This window comes from Arthrobacter sp. 754 (genome assembly GCF_040548695.1).
Taxonomy (GTDB): domain Bacteria; phylum Actinomycetota; class Actinomycetes; order Actinomycetales; family Micrococcaceae; genus Arthrobacter.
On record NZ_JBEPSC010000001.1, the window covers coordinates 13,760 to 40,614 of the forward strand.

Genomic DNA, 26,855 nt, shown 5'->3' on the forward strand with positions numbered 1-26,855 from the left:
CAAGGGACCAGCCATGACCGCCCGCAGCACCAACGGCGTCAGCCGTACGGGATCAGCCCGAGCGGGCTCGGTCCGGACGGCGTTTGTACCGGGATCCCGCCTGGCTGGGTGGGTTGAGCGTTTCGGCGCCGCGCACGGCGGCTTCCGGATAAGCGACGACGACGACGGCGTGCGGCTGCTGGCAGCCGACGGCACCGTCGCGCTGCTCCAGGCGCCGTGGCCTCCGGACGGACGTCCCGGACGCGGCAGCGGTCCCGTGGAGCGCATGGCGTCGGTCTCCAGCCAACCCCGGACGGTGGGACTGGTGCTGGTGCGGCGCGGCGGTTATGGGGTGGCGGTGGCGCGGGAAGGCGAAGTGTTGGCGTCCAAAACCGGCTCGCGGTACGTGCAGGGCCGGACCGCCGCCGGAGGCCAGTCCCAGCAGCGGTTCGCCCGCCGCCGCGCCAACCAGGCCGATGAACTGGTGGAAAAAGTAGCAGCCCACGCGGCCACGATCCTGGGCGGCCAGCCGATCGAATACCTTGCCCCGGGCGGTGACCGGACCCTGGCAGGCCTGGTGCTGGACCACCCCGTCATGAAGCCTTACGCAGACCTCTCCCGGCTGGCCTTCCTGGACGTGGCGGACCCCAACGGCTCGGTCCTCAAGAAGGCCGCGGCCGATGTCCGCTCAGTGCGGATCCAGGTGGCCGACGCCCCCGGGCAGGCCGCAACAGTTCCTAGGTGAGGGTCCAGGACCGCTTCGACAGGCCGTACCAGAATCCGTCGATTGCAGTCTTCGCCTTCAGTTCTCCGGAGCCATAAGCTGCGCCGAGGGCAACATAGAGCGGCGCCCAGTGCTCGCTGCGAGGGTGGGCCTGGCGCGCGGCCGGGGCCTTGTTCAGGAAGTCCAGGATGGAGTCCACATCGCCGCGGGCCATGGCCTCTTCAGCCCAGTGGTCAAACTCGCTTGAGGCTGCCGGCGGAGCACTGTCCGGCCCACCGGCAGGGTTGAACCAGCGCAGGTTGTGCGTGGTGAACCCGGAGCCGACGATGAGCGTGCCGCGTTCCCGCAGGGGTGCCAGGGACATACCCAGGTTGAACAGGCCCTGCGGATCGAGCGTGGGCATGGACATCTGGACAACGGGGACATCTGCCTCCGGGAACAGCTCCTTGAGCGGCACGTATGCGCCGTGGTCCAGCCCACGGCTTTCGTCGCGCTCCACGTGGTGGCCATGGCAGGCCACCAGCCGGTCCACTTCCGCCGCGAGCTCAGGCGCCTGCGGGGCGTCGTACTTGACCTCGTAGTACTTCTGGGCGAACCCGCCGAAGTCATAGACGAGGCCGGGATCCCGCTGGGTGGCACTGAGCGTCACGGGCGCGTTTTCCCAATGCGCGGAGATCATCAGAATGTCCTTGGGCTTACTGAATGTGCCGGACCAGTCGTGCAACTGCCGGGTCCAAGTGGCGTCGTCGGCAAGCGGCGGCGCACCGTGGCTGAGGAAGAGAACCGGGGGCTGGCCAAGTGTTTGTGTCATATGAACATTCTACGTGGCTTTGGTTGAACATTCAACTAAAACAAGGATGGGCATCCTGGCCAGCCCCTGCGCATCAAGCTCCGTCATCCACAGCCGGTCCGGATGCGCCCGGAACACCCACCTACTCCTCGGGCGCGAGGGTAACCCTCAGCCCGTCAAGTTCCCGGCGGAAGTCCAGCTGGCAGGATAGCCGGGAGCCGCATTCCCGGTAACCCTCAGCTTCGACGAGCAGTTCCAACTCGTCCTCGCTGCGGTCACCAAGGGTGTCGAAGACCTCCTTCTCCAGGAAAACGTGGCAGGTTGCACAGGATGCGGTTCCGCCGCAGGAGGCAAGGACGGGAAGGTCGTTGTCACGCAGCGCCTCCATCAGAGTCTGGTCCTGCTCCCATTCGAGATCGTGGGTGGAGCCTTCGCGGTCAATGACAGTGAGTTTGTTGTTGCTCATAATGGTTCCTTAGATGTGGGCTGCGGCAAGGGCAGCATCGGTGCGGGGACGGTCATCGGAGTCGGCGCGGCGAAGAATGGCATCCGTGAGGGGGACCCCATGATCTGCCACCAACGCCGGATCCATCCGTGCCGTGTTGGCGATCAGTTTCCGGGCCGGCCGAAAATCCGCCAGGTGCGCGATGGTGTCCACCGCGGCGAGGCGGCCCTCCCGCAGGTAGACCACCGAGAAACTGCGGCCGGCGGGGTCGCCTCGCACAATCACTTCGTCGTCGGGGTGGCGCACGCCGGCAGTCTGAAGCCGGACACCGTGCTGGACGGTCCAGAACCAGGGGATTTCCGGAACTGCTGCCGGTTGGTCGGTGATGTGGGCGGCCACCTTGTCCGCCTGCGCCTGTGCGTTCTGGATGCATTCCAGGCGCTGGCTGGCGCCGTCAACGGGGCTCGTGAAGCGAGTGACGTCGCCAGTCGCATAGATTGCGGGGTCGGAGGTCCGCCCGTCGTCGTCCACGAGGATGCCGTCCCGGCACTCAAGTCCGGCTTCAGCGGCCAGTTCCTGGTTGGGGATGACACCGATTCCGGCCAGTACGACGTCGGCGGGGAATATCGAGCCGTCGGCTGTAACCACGCCTTCGGCGCGCTCGACGCCTTCGATTGCCGTCACGGCTACGCCAAAGACGAACCGGACTCCGTGTCCTTCATGCAGCTTTTCGAAGTGTCGTGACACTGGCTCTGAGGTCACCCGGCTCATCACCCGGTCCTGGAACTCCAGCACGGTGACCTCGCAGCCTTTTGCGGCTGCGGCAGCGGCCACTTCCAGGCCGATGTAGCCAGCACCGATGATGGCAACGCGGGCCCCGGCCACCAGCTGCCGTTTGAGCTGGAGGGCGTCCTCGCGCGTCCTCAGAGCCTGCACCCCGGGCAGGCCCGCTCCGGGAACCGTGAGGTCTCTCGCCCTCGAACCCGTGGCGATGACGAGCCGGTGATAGTCGTGGCGCGTGCCGTCGGAGAGCCGGACCGTCCGGCCCTGCCGGTCAATCGATTCCACGGCGGTCCCGGCAACACGGTCGATGTCCTTATCCTGGTAGAACTTCTCCTTGCGCAACACGGCGGACTCATCCGGCGCGTCCGGCTTCAGGAGTTCCTTGGACAGCGGAGGCCGCTCGTAGGGCGTCTCCTTCTCCGCTTCAAGCAGCAGGATACCGCCTTCCCAGCCGCGGGACCGTAGTCCTGCGGCCACCGCGACGCCGGAATGCCCCGCCCCCACAATCACCACGGGCGCGGCGGCCGCTGATGCGCGGCGGTTCATGTTGTCCTGGATCACTGGCTGCTCACGCATTGGACTCCTCCAACAGGACGTGGAGGTGTTCCGGACCGGAGTTTGTCAGGTTGTTTCCGCGCACGTACTCGATCGGCTTGTCCGGGTCCAGCGAGAGGGATCCCAGTTTTTCGGCGAGGAGCTTCACGGTCACCACCACCTCCAACCGCGCAAGCGGGGCCCCCAGACAGCTGTGGACGCCGTGGCCGAAGCCGAGATGGCCGTCGGTATTGCGGTCGATATCGAAGCGCTCGCCGTCCGGGTATTTATTGCTGTCGCGATTCGCCGCGGCAGGCAGCAGCCTGACGATGCCGCCGGCAGGGATGGTCACCCCGGCCACCTCCACGGCTTCGGTGGTGATCCTGCTCGCCCGCTGCACGGTGCCGCGGTAGCGTGCAAGTTCTTCAACAAAGAGGTTCGCGTCTTCTGGGTTGCGGCGGATCCGGTCCAGCAGCGCCGGCTGCTCGCTGAAGACCCGGAACGCGTTGGCCAGCAGGATGGTGGTGGTGTCATGACCGGCGACGAAGACGAAAGCGCAGAGTTCCTTGGCTTCCTTCTCGCTGAGCAGGCCTTCCTTCCACATCCGGGCAATGTGGCCGCCAACGGATTCGCTGCCCTCCCGGTAGAGGCGCTCCATGGTGTCTTTCAGGTAGGCGAAGAACTCAAAGGTGCTTTCTTCGTCGGTGCCGGTACCCTGGGCGTTCCGGGCCAGCCGGCCGAAGTAGCTGAAGGTTTCGTCGGACCAGAACTTCATCTTCTCGAAGTCCTCGGCCGGCACGTCCAGCAGTGCGCTGATGGTGGACATGCTGAGCGGGATGGCATAGTCATCCACGGCGTCCCCGCCGCCGGCCGCAAGCATTGGGGCCAAATACTTGCCGGCGTTTTCGCGGACACGCTCCTCGAAGCGGGCAATTGCCTTGGGAATGAAGGCCTGTGCCACCACCTGGCGAAGGCGCGTGTGGTTGGGGGCGTCGAAGAGGGTCAGGAAGGTCAGCGGAACGGGGTCGACAACCTGGGAGGAGAAGATCTTGGGGGCCCGCATAGCCTTGCGGACATCCTCGTAACGGGAAATGAACCACACATCCGATACAGGTGAATGGGCGCGAAGCACTGGAGCGTTCTCCCGCATCCACTCATAGTGGGCATAGGGATCCCCCTGGGTGCCGTCGTCGACCACCTTGAACGGGGCCATCCCCTCTGGCCAGGCCAGTTCGTGCGAATACGGGGGCAGTCCCGGGGCCGGGACGTGAACGCCACCCGGAACGGGTGCTGCTGAAATCTCTGCCGTGACGGAAGACATCATTGTCCTTCTTTCGGAGTGTTCGGACGTGATTTACGTCTCAACCCAGCATGCCGGGCTCCCTCCGGCCAGCCCCAGAGGACTTCCGTTCATCGGGTGCGAAAGACTCCGGCACCGGCCTGGCAACACGGCAATGGTCGCGGGAATGGGCTACCGACGGCGTCGCGGAGCGGCTTTCAAGGCCCGTGAAATGCCGTTGGCAGCCGTCAGCAGCGCGGGCACCGTCCAAGGAACCGCGGCTTCGTGCCTCGGCACAATGGCGTTCAGGGCCGCCGCTATGGCGTTGCCGGGTCCGAACACAGGCACGGCGATGCCTGTCCACTCCGTGACGCCGATGCCAGGCAGGGCCACGTAGCCGCGCTGGCGGATTTCGGCCAGATGCTTCCGGATCAGTGGCGGGTCGGTAATGGTCTCGGACGTGACGGCGGACAGTGGGCGTGCGAGCACTTCGTCCTGAAACGCGGGCGCGGAAAAGGCCAGCAGCACCAGGCCCGAGGACGATGCGTGAATTGGCATCCGCTGGGCGATATGGGCCGCGTCCAGACTGGACTCGGGCGAGGACAGGCGCTCCACGTAAAGCACCGTCCCGCGGTCGAGCACCGCCAAGGTGGTGTGCTGGTGAACGGCCGACTGGACATCGTCCAGGAACGGCAGTGCGAGCTCGCGAAGATTCAGCGCGTGCGACCCCCGTGAGGCCAGCTCCCACATCCGCATCCCCGAGCGCAGGTTGCCGTCCGGCAACCGCTCTATCAGTCCGTGCAAGACCAGGTCGTTCACCAGCCGCTGCGCCGTTGTCAACGGCAGGCCCGCGCGGCGGGCGAGGCCGGAGAGCGTCATGGTGGGCAGGTCCCGGTCGAACGCACTCATCAGCCGCACCACGCGGCTGATGACCGATTCACCGGATGATGAGTTTGCCATGAACGCCTCCGGCCACTCCAACTAGCCTGCTGCGACGCTGGCGCCGCGGGCTTCGTCCCGGCCGGCGGCCAGGGAAGCGATGTCCCGGCCAGCCCGGTAACCGAAAACCAGTGCCGGCCCGATGTGGGACCCGTAGCCCGGGTAACCTCCGCCGAAGACGCTCACAGCCGCGGCCCCGACAGCCAGGAGGCCGGGAACTGCTGTCCCCTCGGTCGTGACGACTTCCGAATGCTCGTTGACGCCGATTCCGGCGAAGGTGCCCAGGTCGCCCATCTGGATTTTGGCGGCGTAGTAGGGGCCCTTCCCCACCGGGGCAAGGTTGGGGTTCGGCTTGTGCTCCATGTCGCCGCGGAAGTGGTTGTAAAGCGTGGAACCGCGTCCGAAGGCAGCGTCTTCGCCCCGCTCCGCGGCCGGGTTGAAGTCCGCGACGGTGGCCGCAAGGCCCTCGGCGTCGATGCCAAGCTTTCCGGCCAGTTCCGCCAGCGTGTCCGCCTTGAACAGGTACCCGGTCCGGTAGAAATAGCCGCGGGGCATCGGCCAGGGCTTGGCGTAGCCAATGCCGTACTTGTGCATCGTCTTCGCGTCCCCGATCACGTAGCCGAACGTCCTGTCCTCGTCCTTGTTGTGCCTGATCATGGCGCCGCCGAAGTCGTGATAGCTAAGCGCCTCGTTGCCGAAGCGCTTGCCGTGGCGGTCGACGGCGATCAGGCCCGGCAAGCCGATGGCCCGCAGGTGCGGGAAGAGCCGCTCCTTTCCGCTCAGGTACTTGAACACGGTTACGGGGGCCCAGGAGCCCACACTGAACACCGAGTCATCGATGTGGCCGCCTGCACTCGTCGCCAGGACTGCGGCGTCCCCGCCGTGGCCCACTGTCGGGGTGAAGTGGTCGTCGCCGTCGGAGTCATGCGGGAAGTACTGCCGCCGCAGTTCCTTGTTCCCAGAGAAGCCGCCGGCGGCAAGGATCACGCCCAGCCGAGCCGTGACTGTGGCGGCATGCTCACCGCCAAGGACAGCCCCGGTGACGGTTCCGGCGTCGTCCCTGGTCAGGGAGAGTGCGGGCGAAGACTTCCACAGCCGCACACCCAGGTCATCGGCGCTCTTGACCATGCGGGTCATCAGGGCATTGCCGTTTGAGCGCAGGACGGGGCGCTTGTACCGGGCAGCATCCGCCCAGGTGCGCAGCAGCTTCTTGGCCACATAAACGAAGGACTTCACGGACTGATTCACGTGGAAGAACTCGTTGATATCCGGGCCCACCTGGGGCATGTAGCCGAACACGGTGTAGGAACTCATGTACGGCTGGATCAACAGACGCTTGTCCCCCAGGACCCTTGCATCAACGTCCTGGGGCAGGATGGCGCGGCCGGAGAGCTTCGCCCCGGGCAGGTCCATCTGGTAATCCGGGGACTTTTCCGGATAGGTGAATTTCACCTCGGTTTCATTCTCGAAAAAGGAGATCGCCTCCGGGACCGTGTCCAGGAAGTCCCGGACGCCTGCTTCATTGAACGTGTCCGGGGCGAGGTTCTGCAGGTAGGTCTCGGCGTCCTCGCGGGTGTCGCCCTGCGACACGCCCTGCCTGTTGCCCGGGACCCACGCCCAGCCGGCGGAAATAGCGGTGGTCCCGCCGAAATATTGTTCTTTTTCCGCCACGATCACACTTAGCCCCTGTGAGGCTGCCTTTATGGCGGCAGCCATCCCGGCCACGCCGGAGCCGATGACGAGGACGTCACAGACTGTCGTGGCGGCGACGGGTGATTTGCCCACGGTTGTTGCCTTGCTCATAAATCCTGCTCCAATCAGTCGGCCCGCATCGTTGCCGCGGCCGGGTGGAAAGCTAAACCCCCAGTAGACCGGGTGGTGCCGCCTCCGGGGAGGAGGATTACCATTGAGCGGGAATCGAAGGAGCAATGTGGCCAATTCCGCATCGGGCGAGTCGATCATCGGCCGCTTCGTGAAGATCGTGAGTGCATTCGACGACCGCCATAGTTCCATGAGCGTCGCCGAACTCGGGCGCAGGACCGGGCTGCCGGTCACCACCACCTACCGGCTGGTCAATGACCTGCTCCAGGAACGGCTGCTTGAACGTGAGCCCGGCGGCGACATCCATATCGGCACGCGAATGTGGGAACTGGGGTCGCGAGGGTCCAAGACGCTTAGCCTGAGGGAGGCCGCGCTGCCTTTCATGGAGGACGTCCAGGCAGTGGTGCAGCACTCCACCACGCTTGGCATCCTGGATTCGGACGAGGTGCTGTACATCGAACGCCTGGGTTCCGATAAGACCATAGTGGACATCACCAAAGTTGCGGGCCGGCTGCCGCTCCACGCGACGTCGTCGGGCCTTGTCCTCCTGGCGCACTCCCCCGCGGCCTACCAGGACAGCTTCCTGGCCCGGCCCCTGACGAAGTTCACGGAAACGACACTGACCGACCCGTCCGAGTTGCGCCGTCATCTGGCCGGGATCAGGCAGCGCGGCTTTGCTGCCATGCCGGGCGTGATTGTTCCCGAATCCAGCGGTATCGCCGTCCCCGTTTTCGGGCCGGACAACGCAATCCGCGCGGCACTTAGCGTGGTGGTCCCGCGCAACGAGGAGAATCCAGCGGCACGGGTGCCTGTGCTGATGGCTTCGGCGCGTGGAATCTCGCGTGCCCTCGGCTGGCGTGGCGAGCTGAAGGGTACCCTGCGCCAAAGTCACTGAGCAGGACCCCTGAATTCGACTATTTCCGTTCATCGGTAAACATGTGGTTCCAGTCACATGCGGCCTGCGACTCTGGCTAGGACGCAGCGATGAAGCTGCGGGACTCAGAGGAGCAGACCACATGAATACCACAGCGAACCGCGTGGCGGGCAAGACCGCCATCGTCACAGGCGGCCGCGGCGACCTCGGCGGCGCCACCGCGGCCCTGCTGGCTGAGCACGGCGCCGTAGTCGCCAGCCTGGATGTTGCCGGCATCCCGGCCGGAGCGGCCCACCCAAACATCAGTGAGTACGACGTCGACGTCACCAGCGAGGAGAGCGTCGCGGACGCCATCCGCAGGGTGCGCGACGAACTGGGCGCACCGGACATCCTGGTCAACGCCGCCGGAATTATCGGCCCCGCCGGAGCCTCCCACACGGCCTCGGTGACGAACTTCGACACGATCTTCAACGTCAATGTCAAAGGCGTCTGGCTCATGACCAAGCACGTGGTCCCCGGCATGATCGAAAAAGGCGCCGGGAGCATCGTCAACTTCTCCTCCATCCACGGCATCACCGGCGGACGGAACGTGCCGCTTTACCACGCGACCAAAGGTGCAGTGCGGCTCCTGAGCAAGTCGGATGCGGCAGCGTACGGAAGCCATGGCATCAGGGTGAATTCCATCCACCCCGGATCCATGGACACCAGGATGAGCCGCCGCTCGGCGGAGCAGTCCGAGATCGGCGCGGAGGCTTACTACAAGCAACTGGTTGGTTCCAATCCCCTCCCGCGGCAAGGCAAGCCGGACGAGATCGCCTACGGCGTGCTGTACCTGGCATCCGACGAATCCCGCTTCACGACGGGTTCCGAACTCGTCATCGACGGCGGTTACACCGCCGTCTGACCCGGCTCAATGTGCCGTGTCCCCGCTTTTTACTCCCGAAAGGCAACACCCTGATGAAATTCGTTAATGGAACCGCGTCCGAACGCTACGACGTCGTCGTCGTAGGTTCCGGTGCCGGCGCCCTCACGGCAGCGGCTACGGCAGCCCGGGCCGGCAAGTCCGTTGTCGTCCTCGAGAAAAGTGCCCTGCTGGGCGGCACGTCAGCAGTCTCCGGCGGCATGCTGTGGGTGGCGGACAACCACCATGCCCGCCAGGCCGGCATCGCGGACTCAAAGGAGGCGGCGGCGGATTATGTGCGCGCCGTGGCCCGGGGACGCGGCCGCGATGAACTGCTGGACGCGGCACTGACCTACGGGGACCAGATGCTCCGCTTTGTCGAAGAGGAGTGCGGCCTAAGCTTTATCTTCCTCAACAACTTTCCCGACTACCGGCAGGACCTCCCTGGGGCCGTGGAAGGCGGCCGCACGGTTGAGCCGGAGCTGTTCAACAGCCTGGAAGCCCTGGGCGGCCTCAGGGAACATGTGCGCAGCGACGGCCGGACGCCGTTCACCATGCAGGAATACGAAAACTGGGGCGCGTTCACCAAGTTTCCCTGGGAGGACCTGAACCAACGCCAGGCCGACGGACTGGTGGCGAAGGGCCAGGCCCTCGTATCCATGCTGCTCGCCAGCCTGGTCCGCGACGCTGCAGCGCTCGTCACCGGAGCACGGGGACACCGCCTGATGACCGACGGCGGCGGCCGGGTGACCGGCGTCGAACTTGAAACCGGCGAAACCTTCCTGGCGAACGACGGCGTGGTGCTCGCCACCGGAGGCTTCGAATGGGACAAGGCGCTGGCGGACTCGATGCTCGCCTCGCGGCTTTACACGATGTGCTCGCCGCCCTCGAACACCGGTGACGGTCTGCGGATGGCCCAGCGGATCGGGTGCCAGACCCGCGGCACCAGGGAAGCCTGGTGGGCGCCCATGTCGGTCACCGGGGATACCCGGGACGGCCAGGCGATCGGCACCCTCCTGCGCTTCGAACGCCAGGGTCCCGGCTCGATCATGGTCAACCGCCATGGCCGCCGTTTTGCGAACGAATCCCAGAACTACAACGACCTCGCCCGGAGCCTGCAGTCCTGGGACTCCGCCAACAACCAGACCCTTAATACCCCTGCCCACGTGATCGTGGACCACGGGTACATGGAGCGCTATGGAATCCTTGCACACCGTGCCGGGCAGCCCACCCCCGGCTACCTCGTGGAGGCGGCGACAGTTGAGGAACTGGCGGCGAAGATCAACGTACCCGCGGACAACCTCAGTGCAACCATCGCGCGCTTCAATGAGTTTGCAGTCAAGGGAGAAGACCCCGACTTCGGCCGCGGCGAAAGTGCCTACGACCAGTACTGGGGCGACAACGAAAACCAGTACCCGAACCCGTCCCTGGGTCCCCTGCTCACGGGCCCGTTCTACGCAATGGAGGTAGTCAACGGCGCCTTCGGCACCAACGGTGGCGTCGCCACCGACGGCGTGGCCCGCGTGCTCGACGTCGACAACCTCCCCATCCCGGGGCTGTTCGCCGCCGGCAATACTACCGAAAACGCTTACGCTGCCGGATATCCCGGTGCGGGCGCCACCCTCGGCCCGATCATGACGATGGGCTACCTCGCCGGGCGGACCATCGCCGGCCAGCCCGCGGAGTACGCCGCGGCGGGACAGCAGGAATCCACACCGGAACTGGTAGGAGCCTGAGATGATCCGGCATACGGTGCTGTTCAAGTTCAAACCGGATTTCCCGCCCGCAGACAAGCAGGCCTGGATCGCCGGGCTCAACAGGATGACCGGGAGCATACCCGGCATGCTTCAACTCACCCACGGACCTGACGTGCTCAGCACGGCCCGTTCCTTCGACTACGCCATCGTGGCCGACTTCGAAACGGTCGAGGACATCGCGGTGTACAACACGCATCCGCTCCACGAGCCGCTGAAGGCGTACTCGTTCCCCAACAGCCAGCAGATCCTCTCGGTGGATTTCCACCTGGTGGACCCCGCGCCCGCCAAGACACTGACGTCTTAAGGAGACCCATGCAGTCCGTATCCCCAACCCATTCCGAAGCACGCCCGAACCAACGCAAGACACCCGGCAAGGCCGCATTGGCGTCCTTTCTCGGCAGCACGCTGGAATACTACGACTTCTTCATCTACGGGACTGCCGCCGCCTTGGTCTTCCCGCACATCTTTTTCCCGGCAGCCGACCCGGCGATAGGGCTCATCAGCGCATTCGCCACCTTCGGCGTTGCCTATGTCGCCCGTCCGATCGGAGGCCTGGTCATGGGGCACTACGGCGACAGGCTGGGCCGCAAGAAAATCCTGCTGCTCACCCTGGGCATCATGGGTCTGTCCTCACTGACCATTGGTTTCCTGCCTGGCTATGAGCAGGTGGGAATATGGGCCCCGATACTCCTGGTGGCGGGCCGCCTGGCGCAAGGCTTCTCCGCCGGCGCGGAGTCGGCAGGCGCCTCAACCCTGACCCTTGAACACTCCCCTGAAGGAAGGCGTGGCTTTTTCACCAGCTTCGTAATGACCGGCTACGCCGCCGGCATGGTGCTCGCCACCCTTGTCTTCATCCCCGTAGCAGCGATGCCGCAGGAAGCCATGATGGCCTGGGGCTGGCGCATCCCATTCTGGCTCTCCATCGTGGTCCTGGCCATTGCCTACTGGGTGCGGACACACCTGGACGAGACCCCGGTCTTTGAGGAAGCCCAGCAAAAGAACCAGGTTGCCCCTATGCCTGTGAAGGAAGTTCTTAAGTTCCAGGGCCCTGATGTGCTCCGGGTCGTCGGAATGTCCATCATGTCCGTCATGCAGACGATCTTCACCGTCTTCGGATTGGCATATGCCACCTCCACCGCGGGCTTTGACCGTGCTTCCATCCTGACGGTAAACGCTGTGGCAATCGGACTGTCCATGATCGCGATGCCGCTTGCGGCCAGGCTTTCGGACCGGATCGGGCGGCGTCCCATGCTCCTGACAGCCGCGATCGGCTGCTCGGTAACGATCTTCCTGTACTTCCTGGCACTGTCCTCGGGCAATCTCGCGTTGGTCTTCCTGGCCGCATTCCTGAATATGACGGTGCTGTACTCAGGCTTCAACGGCATTTGGCCCTCGTTCTTCGCGGAGCAATTCGCCGCGCCGGTCCGTTATACCGGCATGGCCCTGGGGAACCAGCTCGGGCTGGTTCTGGCCGGATTCGCGCCGATGATCGCGGGTATGCTCCTCACGCCCGGCGTCACCGGGTGGGTTCCGGTGGCCATTTTCGGCACCGTCTGCATGCTCATCGCAGCGGTTTCAGCGTTCTTCTCACGGGAGACATTCAGGACACCGATTGCGGAACTGGGCGCTCCCTACCTTCAGGGAACCGCCCGCCGCCGGGAAAACCTGGGAGAACAGCAGACAGCCTCCCGGGTCCCCTAGCAGCCTGTCAGGTGCCGCTTGGGCCGCTCCTGCCGGTAGAGGTAGCGGCCGGTTTCCTGGAAGCCGGCCGCTGCGTAAAGGGCCTGCGCCCCCCGGTTCTGTGCGGTGACAAGCAGCCAGAGACTCCCGGTTCCGGCCGCCTCCGCCGCATCGGACAGGGCCGTGAGCACCCGGCCTCCAAATCCGCGGCGGCGGAGGTCCGTACGCGTTGCCATGCAGTAGATGCCGCCGGCACCGCCCTCACCCACGGGAAGGGCAAGCCGGCCGACGGCGGCGGGAGCGCCGTCGTCGTCCCTCACCAGTGCATACAGGGCCGGGCAGGCCTCCAGAATGGCGTGGGCCGTCTCACGCTCGGCGGGACCGCCGCGGCCATCAACACTCCACCAGAGCTGCAACCATTCCTCTGACGGCTTCTCCGATATTTCGACGCCGGCCGGCCCGGCTTTCTGATGGCCCGTCCCGGAAGAATCAAGGGTCATGATGAGGGTCTCGGACTGCCGCGTGAAGCCCTCGTCATCAAGCAGGGCATTCAAGGCAGCGGAGCGGTGATCGGCGAACACCTGGAAGATCAGTGGAAGCCGCCGCGCCCGGTACCAGAGCCTGGCCTCCCGCAAGGCAGCGAGCTGCCGGTGGGGGTCGCTGCCAGGCTCGCGGACCCATACGGAATTGGCGCGCTGCGTCACCCCTGACGCGGCCCGCAACACCCATCCTGCGGATTCCGCGCGGTCGGGGGCGGGCCACGCAGCGTCCATCAGCACCTCAAGCCGGGGCAGGGTTGGGCCTGTCATGGCGTTCCACCTTCCGGATGCAATAGGCTCCCCGGCTGCTGCAGTTCGTCAGCCAGGGAGCCTTCTGTATGCCTTACGCTTCGGGCTTCTTGGCCTCTACCGGCTTCGTTTCCGGCTTGAAGTCGACGCCGGCTTCCTTGCGCTGCTGAGGCGTGATGGGGGCCGGAGCCTGCGTCAGCGGGTCATAGCCGTTGCCGGTCTTCGGGAAGGCGATGACGTCGCGGATGGACTCGACGCCTGCCAGCAACGCCACCACACGGTCCCAGCCGAACGCGATGCCGCCGTGCGGAGGGGCGCCGAATTTGAAGCCCTCCAGCAGGAAGCCGAACTTGGTCTGTGCATCCGCCCGGTCCAGGCCCATCAGCTCGAAGACCCGTTCCTGGACCTCGCGCTCGTGGATACGGATGGAACCGCCGCCAATTTCATTGCCGTTGCAGACGATGTCATAGGCGTAGGAAAGGGCTGATTCCGGGTCCTGGTCGAACGTGTCCATGAACTCGGGCTTGGGCGAGGTGAAGGCATGGTGGACGGCGGTCCATGAGCCAGCACCGACTGCCACATCGCCGGAAGCCACCGCCGCGGCGGCGGGTTCGAACATGGGTGCGTCAACAACCCAGCAGAAGGCCCAGTCGCTGGGGTCGATCAGGCCGGTGCGGTGGCCGATTTCCACGCGGGCGGCACCGAGCAGGGCGCGGGCGGCGGACTTCTCGCCGGCGGCAAAGAAGATGCAGTCACCGGGCTTGGCGCCGACGGCGTCGGCCAGGCCGGAACGCTCGGTTTCGGTCAGGTTCTTGGCAACCGGACCGGCGAGTTCGCCGTCTTCCTTGAAGAGCACATACGCCAGGCCCTTGTGTCCGCGCTGCTTGGCGAATTCCTGCCAGCCGTCCAGGGTCCGGCGCGGCTGAGAGGCGCCCCCGGGCATCACCACGGCGCCGACATAGGGTGCCTTGAAGACGCCGAAGCCGGTGTCCTTGAAGAACTCGGTCAGTTCGGTCAGCTCGACGCCGAAACGGAGGTCGGGCTTGTCCGAACCGTACCGGGCCATCGCGTCTGCATAGGTGATGCGCTGGATGGGCGTGGGGATTTCGACGTCGATCAGTTTCCACAGGGCTTTGACGATGTTCTCGCCCAGGGCGATGATGTCGTCCTGGTCCACGAAGCTGGCCTCAATGTCCAGCTGGGTGAATTCCGGCTGGCGGTCGGCGCGGAAATCCTCGTCGCGGTAGCAGCGTGCGATCTGGTAGTACTTCTCGAAGCCGCCAACCTGCAGGAGCTGCTTGAAAAGCTGCGGGGACTGCGGAAGGGCGTACCAGGAACCCGGCGCGAGGCGTGCGGGGACAACGAAGTCGCGGGCGCCTTCCGGCGTCGAACGCGTCAGCGTTGGGGTCTCGATCTCGACATAACCGTCCTGGTGGAGCAGTTCGCGGGCAATCCGGTTTGCCTCCGAGCGCAGGCGGAGGTTGCGGGCGGGGCCGGGGCGGCGCAAGTCCAGGTAGCGGTGCTTCAGGCGGGCTTCCTCGCCCACTTCGACGTGCTCGTCGATCTGGAAGGGCAGCGGATCCGAGGTGTTGAGGATAACCACCTTGTCGGCCATGACCTCGATCTCGCCCGTGGCCAGAGCCGGGTTTTCGTTGCCGTCGGGCCGTTTGGAGACCGTGCCGGTGATCTGGAGGACGTACTCGTTGCGCAGACCGTGGAAGACCTCTTCCTCACGGACCACCACCTGGGCCACGCCGGAGGCGTCGCGCAGGTCCACGAATGCGACACCACCGTGATCTCGGCGGCGGCCTACCCAGCCGGCCAGGGTTACGGTTTGTCCAATGTGCTCGGAGCGAAGGGATCCGAGGTCATGTGTGCGCAGCACAGCACGCCTTTCTGAAAGAGACAGCAGGAAAACAAAGACTGAAAGTGCATAGGATCGTTCCGGGAACAATCCCGTTCGAGTTTACCCGTTGGAAAGGCGCCCCTCCCCCAATGTCACCGCACCGGCAGCTTCAGCGGAGGCTGGGCGCAATTGACGCCACGGCCATCGGACTCGGATCCATGCTGGGGGCGGGCGTCTTTGTGGTCTTTGCTCCCGCGGCAAGCCTTGCCGGGAACTATCTCATCCTCGCCGTTCTCCTCGCCGGCGCCGTGGCGTACTGCAATGCGGTGGCGTCCGCGGAACTGGCCGCAACGTATCCGGCAAGCGGCGGCACCTACGTGTACGGCCGGAAGCGGCTGGGCGAGTGGCCCGGATTCCTGGCCGGCTGGGGGTTCGTGACGGGAAAGACGGCGTCCTGTGCGGCGATGGCGCTGACCTTCGGACATTACGTGGCCCCGTCCTACGCAGTGCCCATTGCCATCGCAGCTGTGATCGCATTGACAGTAGTTAACCTGTTCGGCATCACGCGCACAGCTTTCCTGACCAAAATCCTGCTGGGGATTGTGGTGGCCACCCTGGCGTTTGTTGGCGCCGCCGCCGTGATGGGCCCGCACCCGGCCGGCACCGGGGCCGGCCCAGCCACTGCCGGCGGACCCGGCGGTGTGCTGCCCGCAGCAGGCCTGATGTTTTTTGCCTTCGCCGGTTACGCACGGATCGCCACCCTGGGCGAAGAGGTGAAGGATCCCGCCAGGACAATTCCCCGCGCAATCCTCGGCGCCCTGGCCGGAGCCTTCGCCATCTACCTGGCTATGGCGGTGCTCCTGCTCAACCATTTACCTGACGGCCAGCTCGCGGCATCCACCGCTCCCCTGCTGGATGCGGTGGTTAATTCGCGGCTCGGTGCCGGCGCGCCGCTGGTTCAGGCAGGTGCTGCCGCGGCTTGCCTGGGAGCGCTCCTCGCCCTTATCACCGGCATCGGACGGACTGCACTGGCGATGGCCCGGGAACGCGACCTGCCCGGGCCACTCGCCAGGGTGGGCGGCAAGCACACGGTGCCGTACGTGGCTGAACTGACGGTGGCCGCCGCCGTCGTGCTCCTGCTGCTGACCACGGATGTTATGACCGTGGTGGGCTTTTCCAGCTTCGGCGTCCTGATCTACTATGCGGTGGCCAATGCGGCGGCCTACACCCTGGAGGCGCACCCGGCCCATGCCCCGAGATGGCTCAACGTGGTGGGTTTCTTCAGCTGCCTGCTGCTGGCCTTCACACTGCCGGCCGTCTCGGTGCTGGGGATGGCCGCTGTCCTGGCGGCCGGAGCAGCAGGCAGATTCCTGGTGCTGAGGCTCCGCCGCTAGCTGTGTCAGGCCGGCCGGGCGGCTGCCGTTTCCTTCTCGACGGTGGTGACCTGAACAGTGAGATCTTCCGACGGCGGTGTCCAGATTTCCGGGAAGGCAACCACCTGTTCGCCTGACCGGATGTCCTTGACCTGGTGATTGCCGTCGTCGTCCGTGAACCAGACAAACGGAATGCCGCGGCGGTCGGCGAACTTGATCTGTTTACCGAATTTTTCGGCCTTGGCGGCAACTTCAGTGGCAATGCCCCGGCTGCGGAGCTGGGCGGCAACATCCTGCGCGGAACCCCAGCTGTCGTCATTGGTGAGCGCCACGAGCACCACGGTGGGGACGGAGCGGGAAGCCTTGGCAAGGTCCTGACTGAGGATCCGTGAGACCAGCCGGGTAACACCGATGGACAGGCCGACGCCGGGGAACTTGCGGTTGCCCTTCGAGGCCAGGGCGTCATACCGGCCACCCGAGCAGATGGAACCGAGCTGCTCATGCCCAACCAGGACGGTCTCCACCACGGTGCCGGTGTAATAGTCCAGGCCGCGGGCAATACTGAGATCGGCAACCACCTTGCCGGGCGCGCGCTGCACTGCCGCGTCAATGACCTGTTCGAGTTCGCTCAGGCCTTCCTCGAGCAGGTCGTTGCTGACACCCAGTGCGCGGACCTCGGCCACAAAGGAGGTGTCTTCGGTGCGGATGGCTGCCAGTTTCAATGCCAGTTGCGCCTGGTCATCGGAAGCTCCGAGTTCGGCTTTCAGCAGCTCAGCAACCTTGGCGGGGCCGATCTTTTCCAGCTTGTCGATGCTGCGCAGCACGCCGGCTGTGTCGTCCAGGCCGATGCCGCGGTAGAAACCCTCGGCCAGTTTCCGGTTGTTGATGCGGAGACGGAAGTCCGGGATGGGCAGGGCGCTGAGCGCTTCGGCGATCACCAGGGCAATTTCCACGTCATAGCGGAAGGGCAGTTCACCATCTCCAACAACGTCGATGTCCGCCTGCGTGAATTCCCGGGCGCGTCCTTCCTGCGGGCGTTCCCCGCGCCAGACCTTCTGGATCTGGTAGCGCCGGAACGGGAAGGCAAGGTATCCGGCGTTTTCCACCACATAACGCGCAAACGGCACCGTCAGGTCGAAGTGGAGTGCAAGGGCGTGGGGATCGGCCTTGCCGGCCTTCACCGGCTCCTCATCCTCCTGGAGGCGGCTGAGTCCGTACACTTCCTTATCGATCTCGCCTTTGCGCAGCAGCTGGCCCACGGTCTCCACCGCGCGGGTCTCGATGGAACCGAAACCGTGCAGTTCGAAGACCCTGCGGAGCGTATCCAGCACATGCAACTCCACCAGCCGCTCCTCGGGAAGCCACTCGGGGAATCCGGAAAGGGAGGCTGTGCGTGCCATGGTGGAAATTCTCCTCTGGATGAAGGGTGCCTGGGACTTTGCCCGGCATTCGCCCGAAACGGGCCGGGAACGGCGGCAGTCCAGTCAGTCGTGCATAAACTATGTGCGGCAGTCAGTTTATGCGGCATCCGCCTTCATCTCTAATAAGGTGGCCGGCGCCGGGGAAGGCTGCCACCCAGCAACCGCGTCATCCCTTTAGAAACCGGACGCGGCCCGACATACAGGAGGATCCTTGGCGGCCAGTTCACGCAGTGCCCGTGAAGCCAAACGGCGCATCCAGCAGATGGAGGCAAAGCGCGAGTTGCGGCGGGACCAGGAGTCACGGCGGAAGCGGGACAACCTCATCGCCGCCGGCGCCGGAGCCGCCGCTGTGGTGCTCGCCGTCGTTCTTCAACTCACCGCATTTTCCGGCAACCCGACCGAGGACGAGTTTGCCGCGGCGGAAGCGGGCCTGACCAGCCCTTCCGCTTCCGCCTCCCCCACTTCGTCAGCTCCCCCGTCGAACGCCGCCAACATCCCCGCAGCGGACACTGCTGCCGGCAAGGTGTTCACAGGCGATCTCGTCCTGAACAAGGGCGCGCTCGGCGTGGAACTCGACGGCACGAAGGCGCCCCAGGCTGCCGCGGTGTTCAGGTCCCTTAGCGAGGAGGGCTACTTCGCCGGCAAGACCTGCCATCGGCTGACCACGGGGGAAAGCTTCGGCGTCCTGCAGTGCGGGTCCGCGGACGGCAATGGCAGCGGGAATCCCGACTACACCTGGGGTCCCCTCGAAAATGTCCCGGCAGACAACATGTATCCGGCCGGCACCATCGCCGTGGCCCGGACCGGCAACAACGCCTACGGCAACGGCACCCAGTTCTTCATTGTCTACAAGGACACGGTGATTCCGGCGGACTCAGCCGGTGGCTATACGGTGGTGGGCAAGGTGACGTCCGGACTCGACGTGGTATCCGCCGTGGCTGCTGGGGGAATCACCCCGGTCAACAGCGACACGGACGGCGCGCCCGTGGAACCAGTCACGATAGACTCGTTTTCTCTGAAGTAGGAAGCCCGGCCTTCATGGCTGCGGTGCGTATGCGAGTATTTCCCTCCAAGCGAAAGACTTTTAGCGGTGACAGACAGTCAGAAATCCGACGAAACAGCAGCAGACCTGACCGAGGCAACGGCCCCCGTTGCTGACCAGGCAGCAGCTGACCAGCCCACGGTTGTAGAGACCGTGGATCAGGACAGTGCCGCCGCGCCGGCACCGGTCGAAGAGCCCGCGGCTGAAGACAGCACCCCCGCGCCGGCACCGGTCGAAGAGCCAGCGGTCGAAGAGCCCGCACCCGCGCCGGCACCGGTCGAAGAGCCCGCGGCTGAAGACAGCACCCCCGCGCCGGCACCGGTCGAAGAGCCAGCGGTCGAAGAGCCCGCGGCTGAAGACAGCACCCCCGCGCCGGCTCCTGCGGTTCCTGCCCCGGCTTCCTCGCCTGCGGCGCGTCCTGCTCCTTCACCGGCAGCCTTCGCCGCGCGGCCCAAGCCTGCAGCGGCAACCCCGGCCGCAGCGCCCGCGCCGGTCGCTTCTGCGACGTCACTGGCCGAGGCTGCCCGGTGGGGCCGCGTCGAAGGAGACGGCCACGTCTTCCTCACCATCGACGGCGAAGAGCACCCGGTGGGCCAATACCCCGGCGTCAGCAATGACGAGGCCCTCGCGTATTTCGCCCGGAAGTATGACGACATCGTGGCGCAAGTGGTGCTCCTGGAACAGCGCGTCAGCTCCAAGGCGCCGAGCACCGACATGCAGAAGACCGTCACCCACCTCCGCGAGCAGCTCGCGGAGCGGAACATGGTGGGCGATCTCCGTGCCGCCGAAGCGCGCCTGGATGCGCTTTCGACGCAGATTTCGGAACTCGAAAAGTCAGAGAAGGCAGAGCACGACGCCGTTCGCGCGGCTGAGCTCTCGGCCCGCGAAGCAATCGTGGCAGAAGCCGAAGAGATCTCCGGCCAGGATCCCGCCCAGATCCAGTGGAAGACCTCCAGCGCCCGGATGAACGAGCTGTTTGAAAGCTGGAAGACCGCCCAGAAGAGCGGTGTCAGGCTGGGACGCAGCAACGAGGACGCTCTGTGGAAGCGGTTCCGTGCAGCCCGCACGGTCTTTGACCGCCACCGCCGCGCCTATTTCTCCCAGCTGGACAGCACCAACTCGGCCGCCAAGACGGCCAAGGAGAAGCTGATTGCAGAGGCCGAAGCGCTCTCTTCCTCCACGGACTGGGGATTCGCAGCCGGCGAGTACCGCCGCCTGATGGATGAATGGAAGGCCTCCCCGCGGGCAAGCCGCAAGGACGACGACGCATTGTGGGCGCGTTTCCGCGCAGCCCAGGACGTTTTCTTCACCTCCCGCCAGGCGGCCAACGAAGAGATTGACCAGGAATACGCGGCCAACCTGACGGTGAAGGAAGCCCTCCTGGTTGAAGCCAACGCCATCCTGCCGGTCAGGGACCTGAATGCTGCCAAGAAGGCGCTCCAGTCCGTCCGCGACCGCTGGGAAGAAGCGGGCAAGGTCCCCCGCGCCGACATGGGCCGGATCGAAGCCGGCCTTCGGAAGGTGGAGGACGCTGTCCGCCATGCCGAAGAGGAAAACTGGCAGCGCTCAAACCCGGAAACGAAGGCCCGCACCAACAGTGCGCTTTCCCAGCTCGAGGCCGCCATTTCCGGGTTGCAGGACGATCTGGCCAAAGCCGAGAAGCTCGGTGACCAGCGGAAGATCAAGGCAGCCAAGGAAGCCCTCGAGGCACGGCAGGCCTGGCTCGACCAGATCCAGCGGTCCGCCAGCGAACTGTCCTAGGACACCCCGCACCAAAGACTCACCGGCCGTCGCCAACGGCAACGGCTGAGCTGCACAGGCCCGGCTCCGGTTTATCCACATAACCGGTGCCGGGCCTGTGCGTTTAATGAGTGGGGCGGCAGGATGGATGGATGGCCTCACCAACACCAACGCAGTACCCCGAGCTGTACTCACCGGGGCGCCCATTCGCGTGGCCGGAACTTCAGTCGCTCGCCGCAGACGGTGTCCTGGCGCAGTTCCACCAGCACGGCTTCACGCTCCCCGAGGCGCCGGCGTCACCCCAGCTGCGGGCCAGGGCAGCCGCCAATGCCATTTCCGCCGCAGTGAGGCAACGGGTGGTGGCCGGACGGATGACTGCGGCCTGGATCTACGGCTGCGCGGCAGAACCGGACAAGCTGGCGCTGCTGGTGGATGCCAAACGGCGGATTTCCGGCCTGCGGAACACGCGCGGCTGCACACTCCACGAGGTCAGGCTCGGACCGTTCGACGTCGTCAGCATGGGCGGTCTGATGGTATCCAGTCCGCTGCGTACCGCCGTGGACGTTGCCCTGCACGTGGAGGCACACCGCGCTTTGCCGGCGTTGCAAGGATTGCTGGCGCGGCCGGAGAAGGACGTACGGCTCCGCCTGCTGGTCCTGGCCATCGAAGCCACCCCCAGGGTCCCGCACAAGAGGGCCGCCCTGGAAAAGCTTGCCCTGCTAGCTCCTGCGCTTGTTGCCCGTGGTCCGGTAGACGTCGAAGACGCCGTCGATCCGCCGGACAGCGCTGAGGACGTGGCTGAGGTACTTGGGATCCCCCATCTCGAAGGCGAACCTTGAGATGGCCACCCTGTCGCTGGAGGTGTTCACACTGGCGGCCAGGATGTTGACGTGGTTCTCGGAGAGCACCCGCGTGACGTCCGAGAGCAGGGACTTCCGGTCCAGGGCCTCCACCTGGATCTCCACCAGGAAAACACTGGACTGGGTGGGAGCCCAGTCGACGTCCACTATCCTGTCGGGCTGGTCCTTCAGGTCCGAGATGTTGGTGCAGTCCGTGCGGTGGACAGACACACCGGAACCGCGCGTGACGAACCCCAGAATCGGGTCCGGCGGGACAGGGGTGCAGCAGCGGGCCAGCTTCACCCAGACGTCGCCAACGCCGCGCACCACCACCCCGGAATCCGAGAACTTCGTCTTGGCCACATGGGTGGGAATGCTGACTTCGCTGACGTCTTCATCGGTGCTCTCGTTACCGCCGAGGCTTTCGACGAGCTTCTCCATCACAGACTGCGCTGAAGTATGCCCGTCACCAACACCGGCGTAGAGCCCCGAGATGTCCACGTATTTGAATTCGGCGGCGACCGCAGCCAGGGCCTCGTGCGTCATGAGCCGCTGCAGGGGCAGGTTCTGCTTCCGCATGGCCCTGGTCAGCAGTTCCTTGCCGCGGTCGATCGCCTCTTCGCGGCGCTCCTTGCTGAACCACTGACGGATCTTGTTCCGCGCACGTGCGCTTTTGACGAAGTGCTGCCAGTCCTGGCTGGGACCGGCCCCCTCGGCCTTGGAGGTGAAGATCTCCACCCAGTCGCCGTGGTTCAGCTCGCTGTTCAGCGGAACCAGCTTGCCATTGACCCGGGCGCCGATGGTCCGGTGCCCTACTTCGGTGTGGACGGCGTAGGCGAAGTCCACGGGGGTTGATCCGGCCGGGAGGGCCATGACCTCGCCCTTGGGTGTGAACACGAAGACTTCGCGGGCGTTGATCTCGAACCGCAGGGAATCAAGGAACTCACCGGGATCGGAGGTTTCCTGCTGCCAGTCCACCAGGGACCTCAGCCAGCCCATGTCGCCGTCGCGCGGACTCCCGGGGCCAACAGCCGTGCGGTTGGGCTGGTCCTTGTACTTCCAGTGCGCGGCCACACCGTACTCGGCGCGGCGGTGCATTTCGTGGGTCCTGATCTGGATCTCCACCGGTTTGCCGCCCGGGCCGATCACCGTGGTGTGGAGTGACTGGTACATGTTGAACTTGGGCATGGCGATGTAGTCTTTGAACCGCCCCGGCAGGGGGTTCCACCGTGAATGCATGGTGCCCAAAGCGGCGTAGCAGTCCCGGACGGAATCGACCAGGACGCGCACGCCCATGAGGTCGTTGATGTCGTCAAAGTCTTTGTCCCGGACCACCATTTTCTGGTAGATCGAGTAGTAGTGCTTGGGCCTGCCGGTGATGGTGGCCTTGATCTTGGCGGCGCGGAGGTCTTCGGTGATCTGGTCCCGGATGACGCTGAGGCTCTTCTCCCGTTCAGGGGTGCGGTCCCCCACCATCCGGACGATCTCCTCGTAGACCTTCGGGTAGAGGGCTGCGAAGGACAGGTCCTCCAGCTCCCACTTGATGGTGTTCATACCCAGCCGGTGGGCCAAGGGTGCGAAGATCTCGAGGGTTTCACGGGCTTTCCTGGCCGATGACTCCGCTGAAACGAACCGCCAGGTCCGGGCGTTGTGGAGCCTGTCCGCGAGTTTGATCATGAGGACACGGATGTCCTTGGCCATGGCCACGACCATCTTGCGGACGGTCTCGGACTGCGCAGCTTCACCGAAGCTGACTTTGTCCAGCTTGGTCACACCGTCCACCAGCATTGCGACCTCAGGGCCGAAGTCCCGCTTCAGGTCCGCCAGGGTGTAGGAGGTGTCCTCGACCGTGTCATGGAGCAGGGCCGCGGCGAGGGTGGTGCCGCTGAGGCCGAGTTCCGCCAGGATGGTGGCGACGGCCACCGGGTGGGTGATGTAGGGATCGCCGCTCTTGCGCTTCTGCCCGCGGTGGCAGCGTTCCGCAACCTCGAACGCCCGCTGGATCAGCTCAAAGTCTTCCTTGGGGTTGTTCGCCCGGACCGTGCGGAGCAAAGGCTCAAGAATGGGGGAATAGCTGGTGGCCGTGAACCCCGTCAGCCGCGCCAGGCGCGAGCGGGTGCGTTCCCGGCGACCGGGGAAAGTGGGCCGCGCGCCGGAATTGTCCACCGGGACCACCGGCCCCGGGCGTGCTGAAGCGGCGAGCCCCGTCTGTGGTCCGTGGCCCGGATTCTCATCCCCGCCTGCCGCTGGCACCGACGCCGAACGCTCTTCCAATGAAGCACCCCTCACACCTGTTTAATTACCCCAGTCTATTCCCCAGTCAGTTCAGTTCTATAACCGGGGCCTTAAACGCCAACGGGCCGGCCGGCGTCGGTATTCCGATGCCGGCCGGCCCGTAACAACCGCGGGTCAGGCCGCTGCAGTTGCGGCGTCAGGCCCCTGCTGGAGCCGTTGAAACGTCCGTGCGGGCTGAGCTCTCGGCCCTCCGCTGCTCCACACGTTTGGCCTGCTTCACCAGGTCCGGCTCGCTCTGCCGCAGCCACGCATACATCGGCGCGGCCACGAAGATCGTGGCAGCCGTTCCGATCAGGATTCCCACAAACAGTGCAAGGGACAGATCGCGGAGGGTACCGGCGCCCAGCAGTCCTGCGCCGATGAACAGGATGGCACCCACCGGAAGAATGGCCACCATCATGGTGTTGATGGAGCGGACCAGGGTCTGGTTAACGGCAAGGTTCACCTCCTCGGCGAAGGTGCGGCGAGTGGACGCCGACAGGTCAACCGTGTTTTCCCTGATCTTGTCGAATACCACCACCGTGTCGTACAGGGAATAGCTGAGGACGGTGAGGAAGCCGATGATGGCTGACGGCGTGACCTCAAAGTCACTCAGCGCGTAGACCCCGGCGGTGATGAACATGGTGACGAGCATGCCCGCAATAGCCGAGAGCGACATCTTCCACGTCCGGAAGTAAAGCGCCATGAGGACGGCCGCGAGGGCGACAAACACCACCAGGCCGATCAGGGCCTGTTTGGTGACGTCCGCTCCCCAGGTTGGTCCCACGAACGTGGACGTCACCTCGTTGTCCGTGACGCCGTAGGCGGAAGTCAGACCGGACTTGATTTTGAGGGTCTCGTCATCAGTGAGTTTGTCGGTCTGGATCCGCATGGTGCTGCCGGCCACGTTGGCAACGCGGGGAATGGCGCCGGGAACGACGTCCTGGACCGCCTTCTCCCCGGCGTTGGCATCGGTGGTCTTGACGTTGGAAACAGTGAATTCGGACCCGCCGCGGAATTCGATGCCAAGGTTGAATCCGCCCTTGGCCACCGGGATGAGGATGGACAGCGCCACCGCCACCGCCGCGATGAGGAACCAGATCTTCTTGGCGCCCACAAAGTTGTAGGACCGTTTGCCGGTGTAGAGCTCGTTGCCGAAAGTGGCGAAGCTGCTGGACATTACTTGTTCTCCTTGGCTGCGCCCTTGGAGGAGCCCGTGAGCTGCTCCTGCTTTTCCGCGAGGCGGCGTTCGGCGATGGTCATCCTGCGTTCGGCCTCTGCTGCTGCGCCGGTGTTCTTGGCCCGGACAACGGCGGGCTTTGATTCCGGCGTGCGAAGGCGCCCTGCACCGCGGTAAAGCGGCACAACGCCGAGGCGCTTGGGGTCAAGGCCGGAGAAGGCGTGGCCTTCGCCGAAGAACTTGGTGCGTGCCAGCAACTGCAGGGTGGGGTGCGTGAACATAAAGACGACGATGAGGTCGGCAATGGCCGTCAGGCCAAGGGTGAAAGCGAAGCCGCGGACGTTGCCGACGGCCACAAAGTAGAGCACCAGTGCGGCGAGCAGGTTGACGGCCTTGGAGGCAAGCACCGTTCGCTTGGCACGCTTCCAGCCGTTTTCGACAGCCGATACCAGCCCACGGCCCTCGCGCAGTTCGTCGCGGATCCGTTCAAAGTAGACAATGAACGAGTCGGCGGTCTGGCCGATAGCCACGATGAGGCCTGCCACGCCGGCAAGGGAAAGACGATAATTTTCGGTCCATCCGAGGATGGCGATGGCGAGATAGGTCAGCGCACCTGCCACCACCAGGGACGCAATGGTGACAAACCCCAGGGCGCGGTACTGGAAGAGCGAATACACAACCACCAGCAACAGGCCGATGACGCCGGCCAGGAGGCCCATGCGCAGCTGTTCGCCACCGAGGGTGGCCGAAATCTGCTGTTCGCTCTGGATCTCGAAGCTGATGGGAAGTGCGCCGAACCGGAGCTGGTCGGACAGGGCCTTGGCGGTCTGCTCGGTGAAGTTACCGGTGATCTGCGGCCGGCCGTCGGTGATGACTGCCAGGGAGCGCGGCGCGGAAATGACCTGGTCGTCCAGGACAATGGCAAACTGCGCCTTCGGATCGTTCCCGGCTTCACCGCCGGCGGCTGCGTAGAACTGGTTCAGGCGTTGGGTGACGTCCTTGAACTTGGCCGTGCCTTCCTCGTCGAACTGGATGTTGACTGCCCACTGGTTCGTGACGGCGCCCTGGGATCCCTGCTGCAGCTGGAAGGAGGACGTGACGATGTTGCTGCCCTTGACCTCAACGGGGCCCAGGATGTACTTCAGTGCCGGCGTCGTCGCCGTCGCAGGCTCGCAGGTGACCAGCGGCTTCGCGGGGTCTGAACGTTCCTGCTTGTCCTGGGACGGGTTGTCGCAGTCAAGGGTCTCGAACTGGCGGTAGAGCTCGGGCGTGATCCAGTTGGTGTCGCTGCTGTTGGCAGGTTCCGCGGTGGGCTTCGGCAGCTGGTCCTCAGGGGTGAGGGACTCAGCCGGTACAGCCGCCCCGGACCCGTTCAGGATGACCGGGCGGAAGTTCATGTCCGCGGAAGCCTGGATCAGTGCCCTGGTCGCGGTGGAAGGCGTACCGGGAAGACTGACCACGACGTTGCGGCCGGACTGGGTGCTGATTTCCGCTTCAGCCACACCTGAGCCGTCAACCCGCTGGCGGATGATGGCCACGGCCTGGTTGAGCTGCTCTTCGTTAATGTCAGAACCGCCCTCAACCTTGGGCGCCAGGATCATCTGGGTGCCGCCCTCAAGGTCAAGCGCCAGTTTGGGTGCCCAGCTTGCCTGCCCGGCAACGGTGCCGCCCGCCAGGACGGCGGTCAGCACGGCGAGGATTACGCCGAGCCACACCAGTACCCTGAGGCCTGGTTTCTTGGGGCCAGTTCGAGCCATTGAAAGATCTTTCTCTTATTTACGGAAGAACCACCGGAAGGGAGCTGATGCTCCCCCGGCGGTAACCCCCAAAGCCGTAGAGGTGTTCT

At 65.1% G+C, this 26,855-nt stretch carries 22 protein-coding genes; 10 read left to right on the forward strand and 12 right to left on the reverse strand.

The window, feature by feature from the left end:
- Positions 1-13 precede the first annotated feature (13 nt).
- Positions 14-724 (forward strand): acVLRF1 family peptidyl-tRNA hydrolase, encoded by a 711-nt coding sequence (locus ABIA70_RS00080; protein WP_354145602.1) that lies wholly within the window; start codon positions 14-16, stop codon positions 722-724.
- Here ABIA70_RS00080 and ABIA70_RS00085 read toward each other — a convergent pair.
- The 6 genes from ABIA70_RS00085 to chcC2 form a co-directional block, all read right to left on the reverse strand.
- Entirely contained in the window at positions 717-1,514 is a 798-nt protein-coding gene (locus ABIA70_RS00085; RefSeq protein ID WP_354145603.1) for a dioxygenase family protein, read from the reverse strand. The genes ABIA70_RS00080 and ABIA70_RS00085 overlap by 8 nt on opposite strands.
- A gap of 121 nt (positions 1,515-1,635) precedes the next feature.
- Entirely contained in the window at positions 1,636-1,959 is a 324-nt protein-coding gene (locus tag ABIA70_RS00090) for a 2Fe-2S iron-sulfur cluster-binding protein (RefSeq protein ID WP_354145604.1), read from the reverse strand.
- Positions 1,960-1,968: 9 nt separating this feature from the next.
- Positions 1,969-3,297, reverse strand: coding sequence for an NAD(P)/FAD-dependent oxidoreductase (locus ABIA70_RS00095; RefSeq protein WP_354145605.1), 1,329 nt, complete (start codon positions 3,295-3,297; stop codon positions 1,969-1,971).
- Entirely contained in the window at positions 3,290-4,576 is a 1,287-nt protein-coding gene (locus ABIA70_RS00100; protein WP_354145606.1) for a cytochrome P450, read from the reverse strand. The genes ABIA70_RS00095 and ABIA70_RS00100 overlap by 8 nt, the downstream gene beginning before the upstream one ends.
- Positions 4,577-4,726: 150 nt before the next feature.
- Positions 4,727-5,494, reverse strand: a complete 768-nt coding sequence (locus ABIA70_RS00105) for an IclR family transcriptional regulator (protein WP_354145607.1) — start codon at positions 5,492-5,494, stop codon at positions 4,727-4,729.
- Between the two features lie 21 nt (positions 5,495-5,515).
- Entirely contained in the window at positions 5,516-7,276 is a 1,761-nt protein-coding gene (gene chcC2, locus ABIA70_RS00110) for a 4-oxocyclohex-2-ene-1-carboxylate 5-dehydrogenase (RefSeq protein ID WP_354145608.1), read from the reverse strand.
- A gap of 127 nt (positions 7,277-7,403) precedes the next feature.
- Here chcC2 and ABIA70_RS00115 point away from each other — a divergent pair, with 127 nt between their 5' ends.
- From ABIA70_RS00115 to ABIA70_RS00135, 5 genes are all read left to right on the forward strand, one after another.
- Positions 7,404-8,189 (forward strand): IclR family transcriptional regulator, encoded by a 786-nt coding sequence (locus ABIA70_RS00115; protein ID WP_354145609.1) that lies wholly within the window; start codon positions 7,404-7,406, stop codon positions 8,187-8,189.
- 121 nt (positions 8,190-8,310) lie between these two features.
- Positions 8,311-9,072 carry an SDR family NAD(P)-dependent oxidoreductase gene (locus ABIA70_RS00120; RefSeq protein ID WP_354145610.1) on the forward strand — a complete coding sequence of 254 codons (762 nt, stop codon included), beginning with the start codon at positions 8,311-8,313 and terminating at the stop codon, positions 9,070-9,072.
- Between the two features lie 53 nt (positions 9,073-9,125).
- Positions 9,126-10,805: a 4-oxocyclohexanecarboxylate 2-dehydrogenase gene (gene chcC1, locus ABIA70_RS00125; protein ID WP_354145611.1), complete on the forward strand. Its 1,680-nt coding sequence runs from the start codon at positions 9,126-9,128 to the stop codon at positions 10,803-10,805.
- Position 10,806: 1 nt separating this feature from the next.
- A complete protein-coding gene (locus ABIA70_RS00130; protein WP_354145612.1) occupies positions 10,807-11,130 on the forward strand; it encodes a Dabb family protein in 324 nt (107 codons plus the stop codon).
- An 8-nt stretch (positions 11,131-11,138) separates the two neighbouring features.
- Positions 11,139-12,527: an MFS transporter gene (locus ABIA70_RS00135; protein ID WP_354145613.1), complete on the forward strand. Its 1,389-nt coding sequence runs from the start codon at positions 11,139-11,141 to the stop codon at positions 12,525-12,527.
- On the opposite strand, the gene ABIA70_RS00140 is transcribed toward ABIA70_RS00135, so the two are convergent.
- Positions 12,524-13,315 carry a GNAT family N-acetyltransferase gene (locus ABIA70_RS00140; protein WP_354145614.1) on the reverse strand — a complete coding sequence of 264 codons (792 nt, stop codon included), beginning with the start codon at positions 13,313-13,315 and terminating at the stop codon, positions 12,524-12,526. The genes ABIA70_RS00135 and ABIA70_RS00140 overlap by 4 nt on opposite strands.
- A 73-nt stretch (positions 13,316-13,388) precedes the next feature.
- Positions 13,389-15,179 carry an aspartate--tRNA ligase gene (gene aspS / locus ABIA70_RS00145; protein WP_354145615.1) on the reverse strand — a complete coding sequence of 597 codons (1,791 nt, stop codon included), beginning with the start codon at positions 15,177-15,179 and terminating at the stop codon, positions 13,389-13,391.
- Positions 15,180-15,289: 110 nt separating this feature from the next.
- Here aspS and ABIA70_RS00150 point away from each other — a divergent pair, with 110 nt between their 5' ends.
- Positions 15,290-16,534: an APC family permease gene (locus ABIA70_RS00150; RefSeq protein WP_354145616.1), complete on the forward strand. Its 1,245-nt coding sequence runs from the start codon at positions 15,290-15,292 to the stop codon at positions 16,532-16,534.
- Positions 16,535-16,539: 5 nt separating this feature from the next.
- Here ABIA70_RS00150 and hisS read toward each other — a convergent pair whose 3' ends face one another.
- Positions 16,540-17,913: a histidine--tRNA ligase gene (gene hisS, locus ABIA70_RS00155; protein WP_354145617.1), complete on the reverse strand. Its 1,374-nt coding sequence runs from the start codon at positions 17,911-17,913 to the stop codon at positions 16,540-16,542.
- 232 nt (positions 17,914-18,145) lie between these two features.
- Here hisS and ABIA70_RS00160 point away from each other — a divergent pair, with 232 nt between their 5' ends.
- The 3 genes from ABIA70_RS00160 to ABIA70_RS00170 all read left to right on the forward strand — a co-directional run bounded on the left by ABIA70_RS00160 (position 18,146) and on the right by ABIA70_RS00170 (position 21,555).
- On the forward strand, positions 18,146-18,958 hold the full coding sequence (locus tag ABIA70_RS00160; protein ID WP_354145618.1) for a peptidylprolyl isomerase: 813 nt from the start codon (positions 18,146-18,148) through the stop codon (positions 18,956-18,958).
- Positions 18,959-19,129: 171 nt separating this feature from the next.
- Positions 19,130-20,737 (forward strand): DUF349 domain-containing protein, encoded by a 1,608-nt coding sequence (locus ABIA70_RS00165; protein WP_502917161.1) that lies wholly within the window; start codon positions 19,130-19,132, stop codon positions 20,735-20,737.
- Positions 20,738-20,868: 131 nt separating this feature from the next.
- Complete coding sequence (locus ABIA70_RS00170) at positions 20,869-21,555, forward strand: type IV toxin-antitoxin system AbiEi family antitoxin (RefSeq protein ID WP_354145620.1); 687 nt, start codon at positions 20,869-20,871, stop codon at positions 21,553-21,555.
- On the opposite strand, the gene ABIA70_RS00175 is transcribed toward ABIA70_RS00170, so the two are convergent.
- The 3 genes from ABIA70_RS00175 to secD form a co-directional block, all read right to left on the reverse strand.
- Positions 21,436-23,829, reverse strand: a complete 2,394-nt coding sequence (locus ABIA70_RS00175; protein WP_502917141.1) for a RelA/SpoT family protein — start codon at positions 23,827-23,829, stop codon at positions 21,436-21,438. The two genes, ABIA70_RS00170 and ABIA70_RS00175, sit on opposite strands and share 120 nt — an antisense overlap.
- Positions 23,830-23,986: 157 nt before the next feature.
- Complete coding sequence (secF, locus tag ABIA70_RS00180) at positions 23,987-25,009, reverse strand: protein translocase subunit SecF (protein WP_354145621.1); 1,023 nt, start codon at positions 25,007-25,009, stop codon at positions 23,987-23,989.
- On the reverse strand, positions 25,009-26,766 hold the full coding sequence (gene secD, locus ABIA70_RS00185) for a protein translocase subunit SecD (RefSeq protein WP_354145622.1): 1,758 nt from the start codon (positions 26,764-26,766) through the stop codon (positions 25,009-25,011). Before secD ends, secF begins: the two co-directional genes overlap by 1 nt.
- Positions 26,767-26,855: the final 89 nt, after the last annotated feature.

Coding starts and splice junctions, on each gene's coding strand:
- ABIA70_RS00080 (WP_354145602.1), top strand. CDS start 14: ATGACCGCCCGCAGCACCAACGGCGTCAGCCGTACGGGATCAGCCCGA.
- ABIA70_RS00085 (WP_354145603.1), bottom strand. CDS start 1,514: ATGACACAAACACTTGGCCAGCCCCCGGTTCTCTTCCTCAGCCACGGT.
- ABIA70_RS00090 (WP_354145604.1), bottom strand. CDS start 1,959: ATGAGCAACAACAAACTCACTGTCATTGACCGCGAAGGCTCCACCCAC.
- ABIA70_RS00095 (WP_354145605.1), bottom strand. CDS start 3,297: ATGCGTGAGCAGCCAGTGATCCAGGACAACATGAACCGCCGCGCATCA.
- ABIA70_RS00100 (WP_354145606.1), bottom strand. CDS start 4,576: ATGTCTTCCGTCACGGCAGAGATTTCAGCAGCACCCGTTCCGGGTGGC.
- ABIA70_RS00105 (WP_354145607.1), bottom strand. CDS start 5,494: ATGGCAAACTCATCATCCGGTGAATCGGTCATCAGCCGCGTGGTGCGG.
- chcC2 (WP_354145608.1), bottom strand. CDS start 7,276: ATGAGCAAGGCAACAACCGTGGGCAAATCACCCGTCGCCGCCACGACA.
- ABIA70_RS00120 (WP_354145610.1), top strand. CDS start 8,311: ATGAATACCACAGCGAACCGCGTGGCGGGCAAGACCGCCATCGTCACA.
- chcC1 (WP_354145611.1), top strand. CDS start 9,126: ATGAAATTCGTTAATGGAACCGCGTCCGAACGCTACGACGTCGTCGTC.
- ABIA70_RS00130 (WP_354145612.1), top strand. CDS start 10,807: ATGATCCGGCATACGGTGCTGTTCAAGTTCAAACCGGATTTCCCGCCC.
- ABIA70_RS00135 (WP_354145613.1), top strand. CDS start 11,139: ATGCAGTCCGTATCCCCAACCCATTCCGAAGCACGCCCGAACCAACGC.
- ABIA70_RS00140 (WP_354145614.1), bottom strand. CDS start 13,315: ATGACAGGCCCAACCCTGCCCCGGCTTGAGGTGCTGATGGACGCTGCG.
- ABIA70_RS00150 (WP_354145616.1), top strand. CDS start 15,290: ATGTCACCGCACCGGCAGCTTCAGCGGAGGCTGGGCGCAATTGACGCC.
- hisS (WP_354145617.1), bottom strand. CDS start 17,913: ATGGCACGCACAGCCTCCCTTTCCGGATTCCCCGAGTGGCTTCCCGAG.
- ABIA70_RS00170 (WP_354145620.1), top strand. CDS start 20,869: ATGGCCTCACCAACACCAACGCAGTACCCCGAGCTGTACTCACCGGGG.
- secF (WP_354145621.1), bottom strand. CDS start 25,009: ATGTCCAGCAGCTTCGCCACTTTCGGCAACGAGCTCTACACCGGCAAA.
- secD (WP_354145622.1), bottom strand. CDS start 26,766: ATGGCTCGAACTGGCCCCAAGAAACCAGGCCTCAGGGTACTGGTGTGG.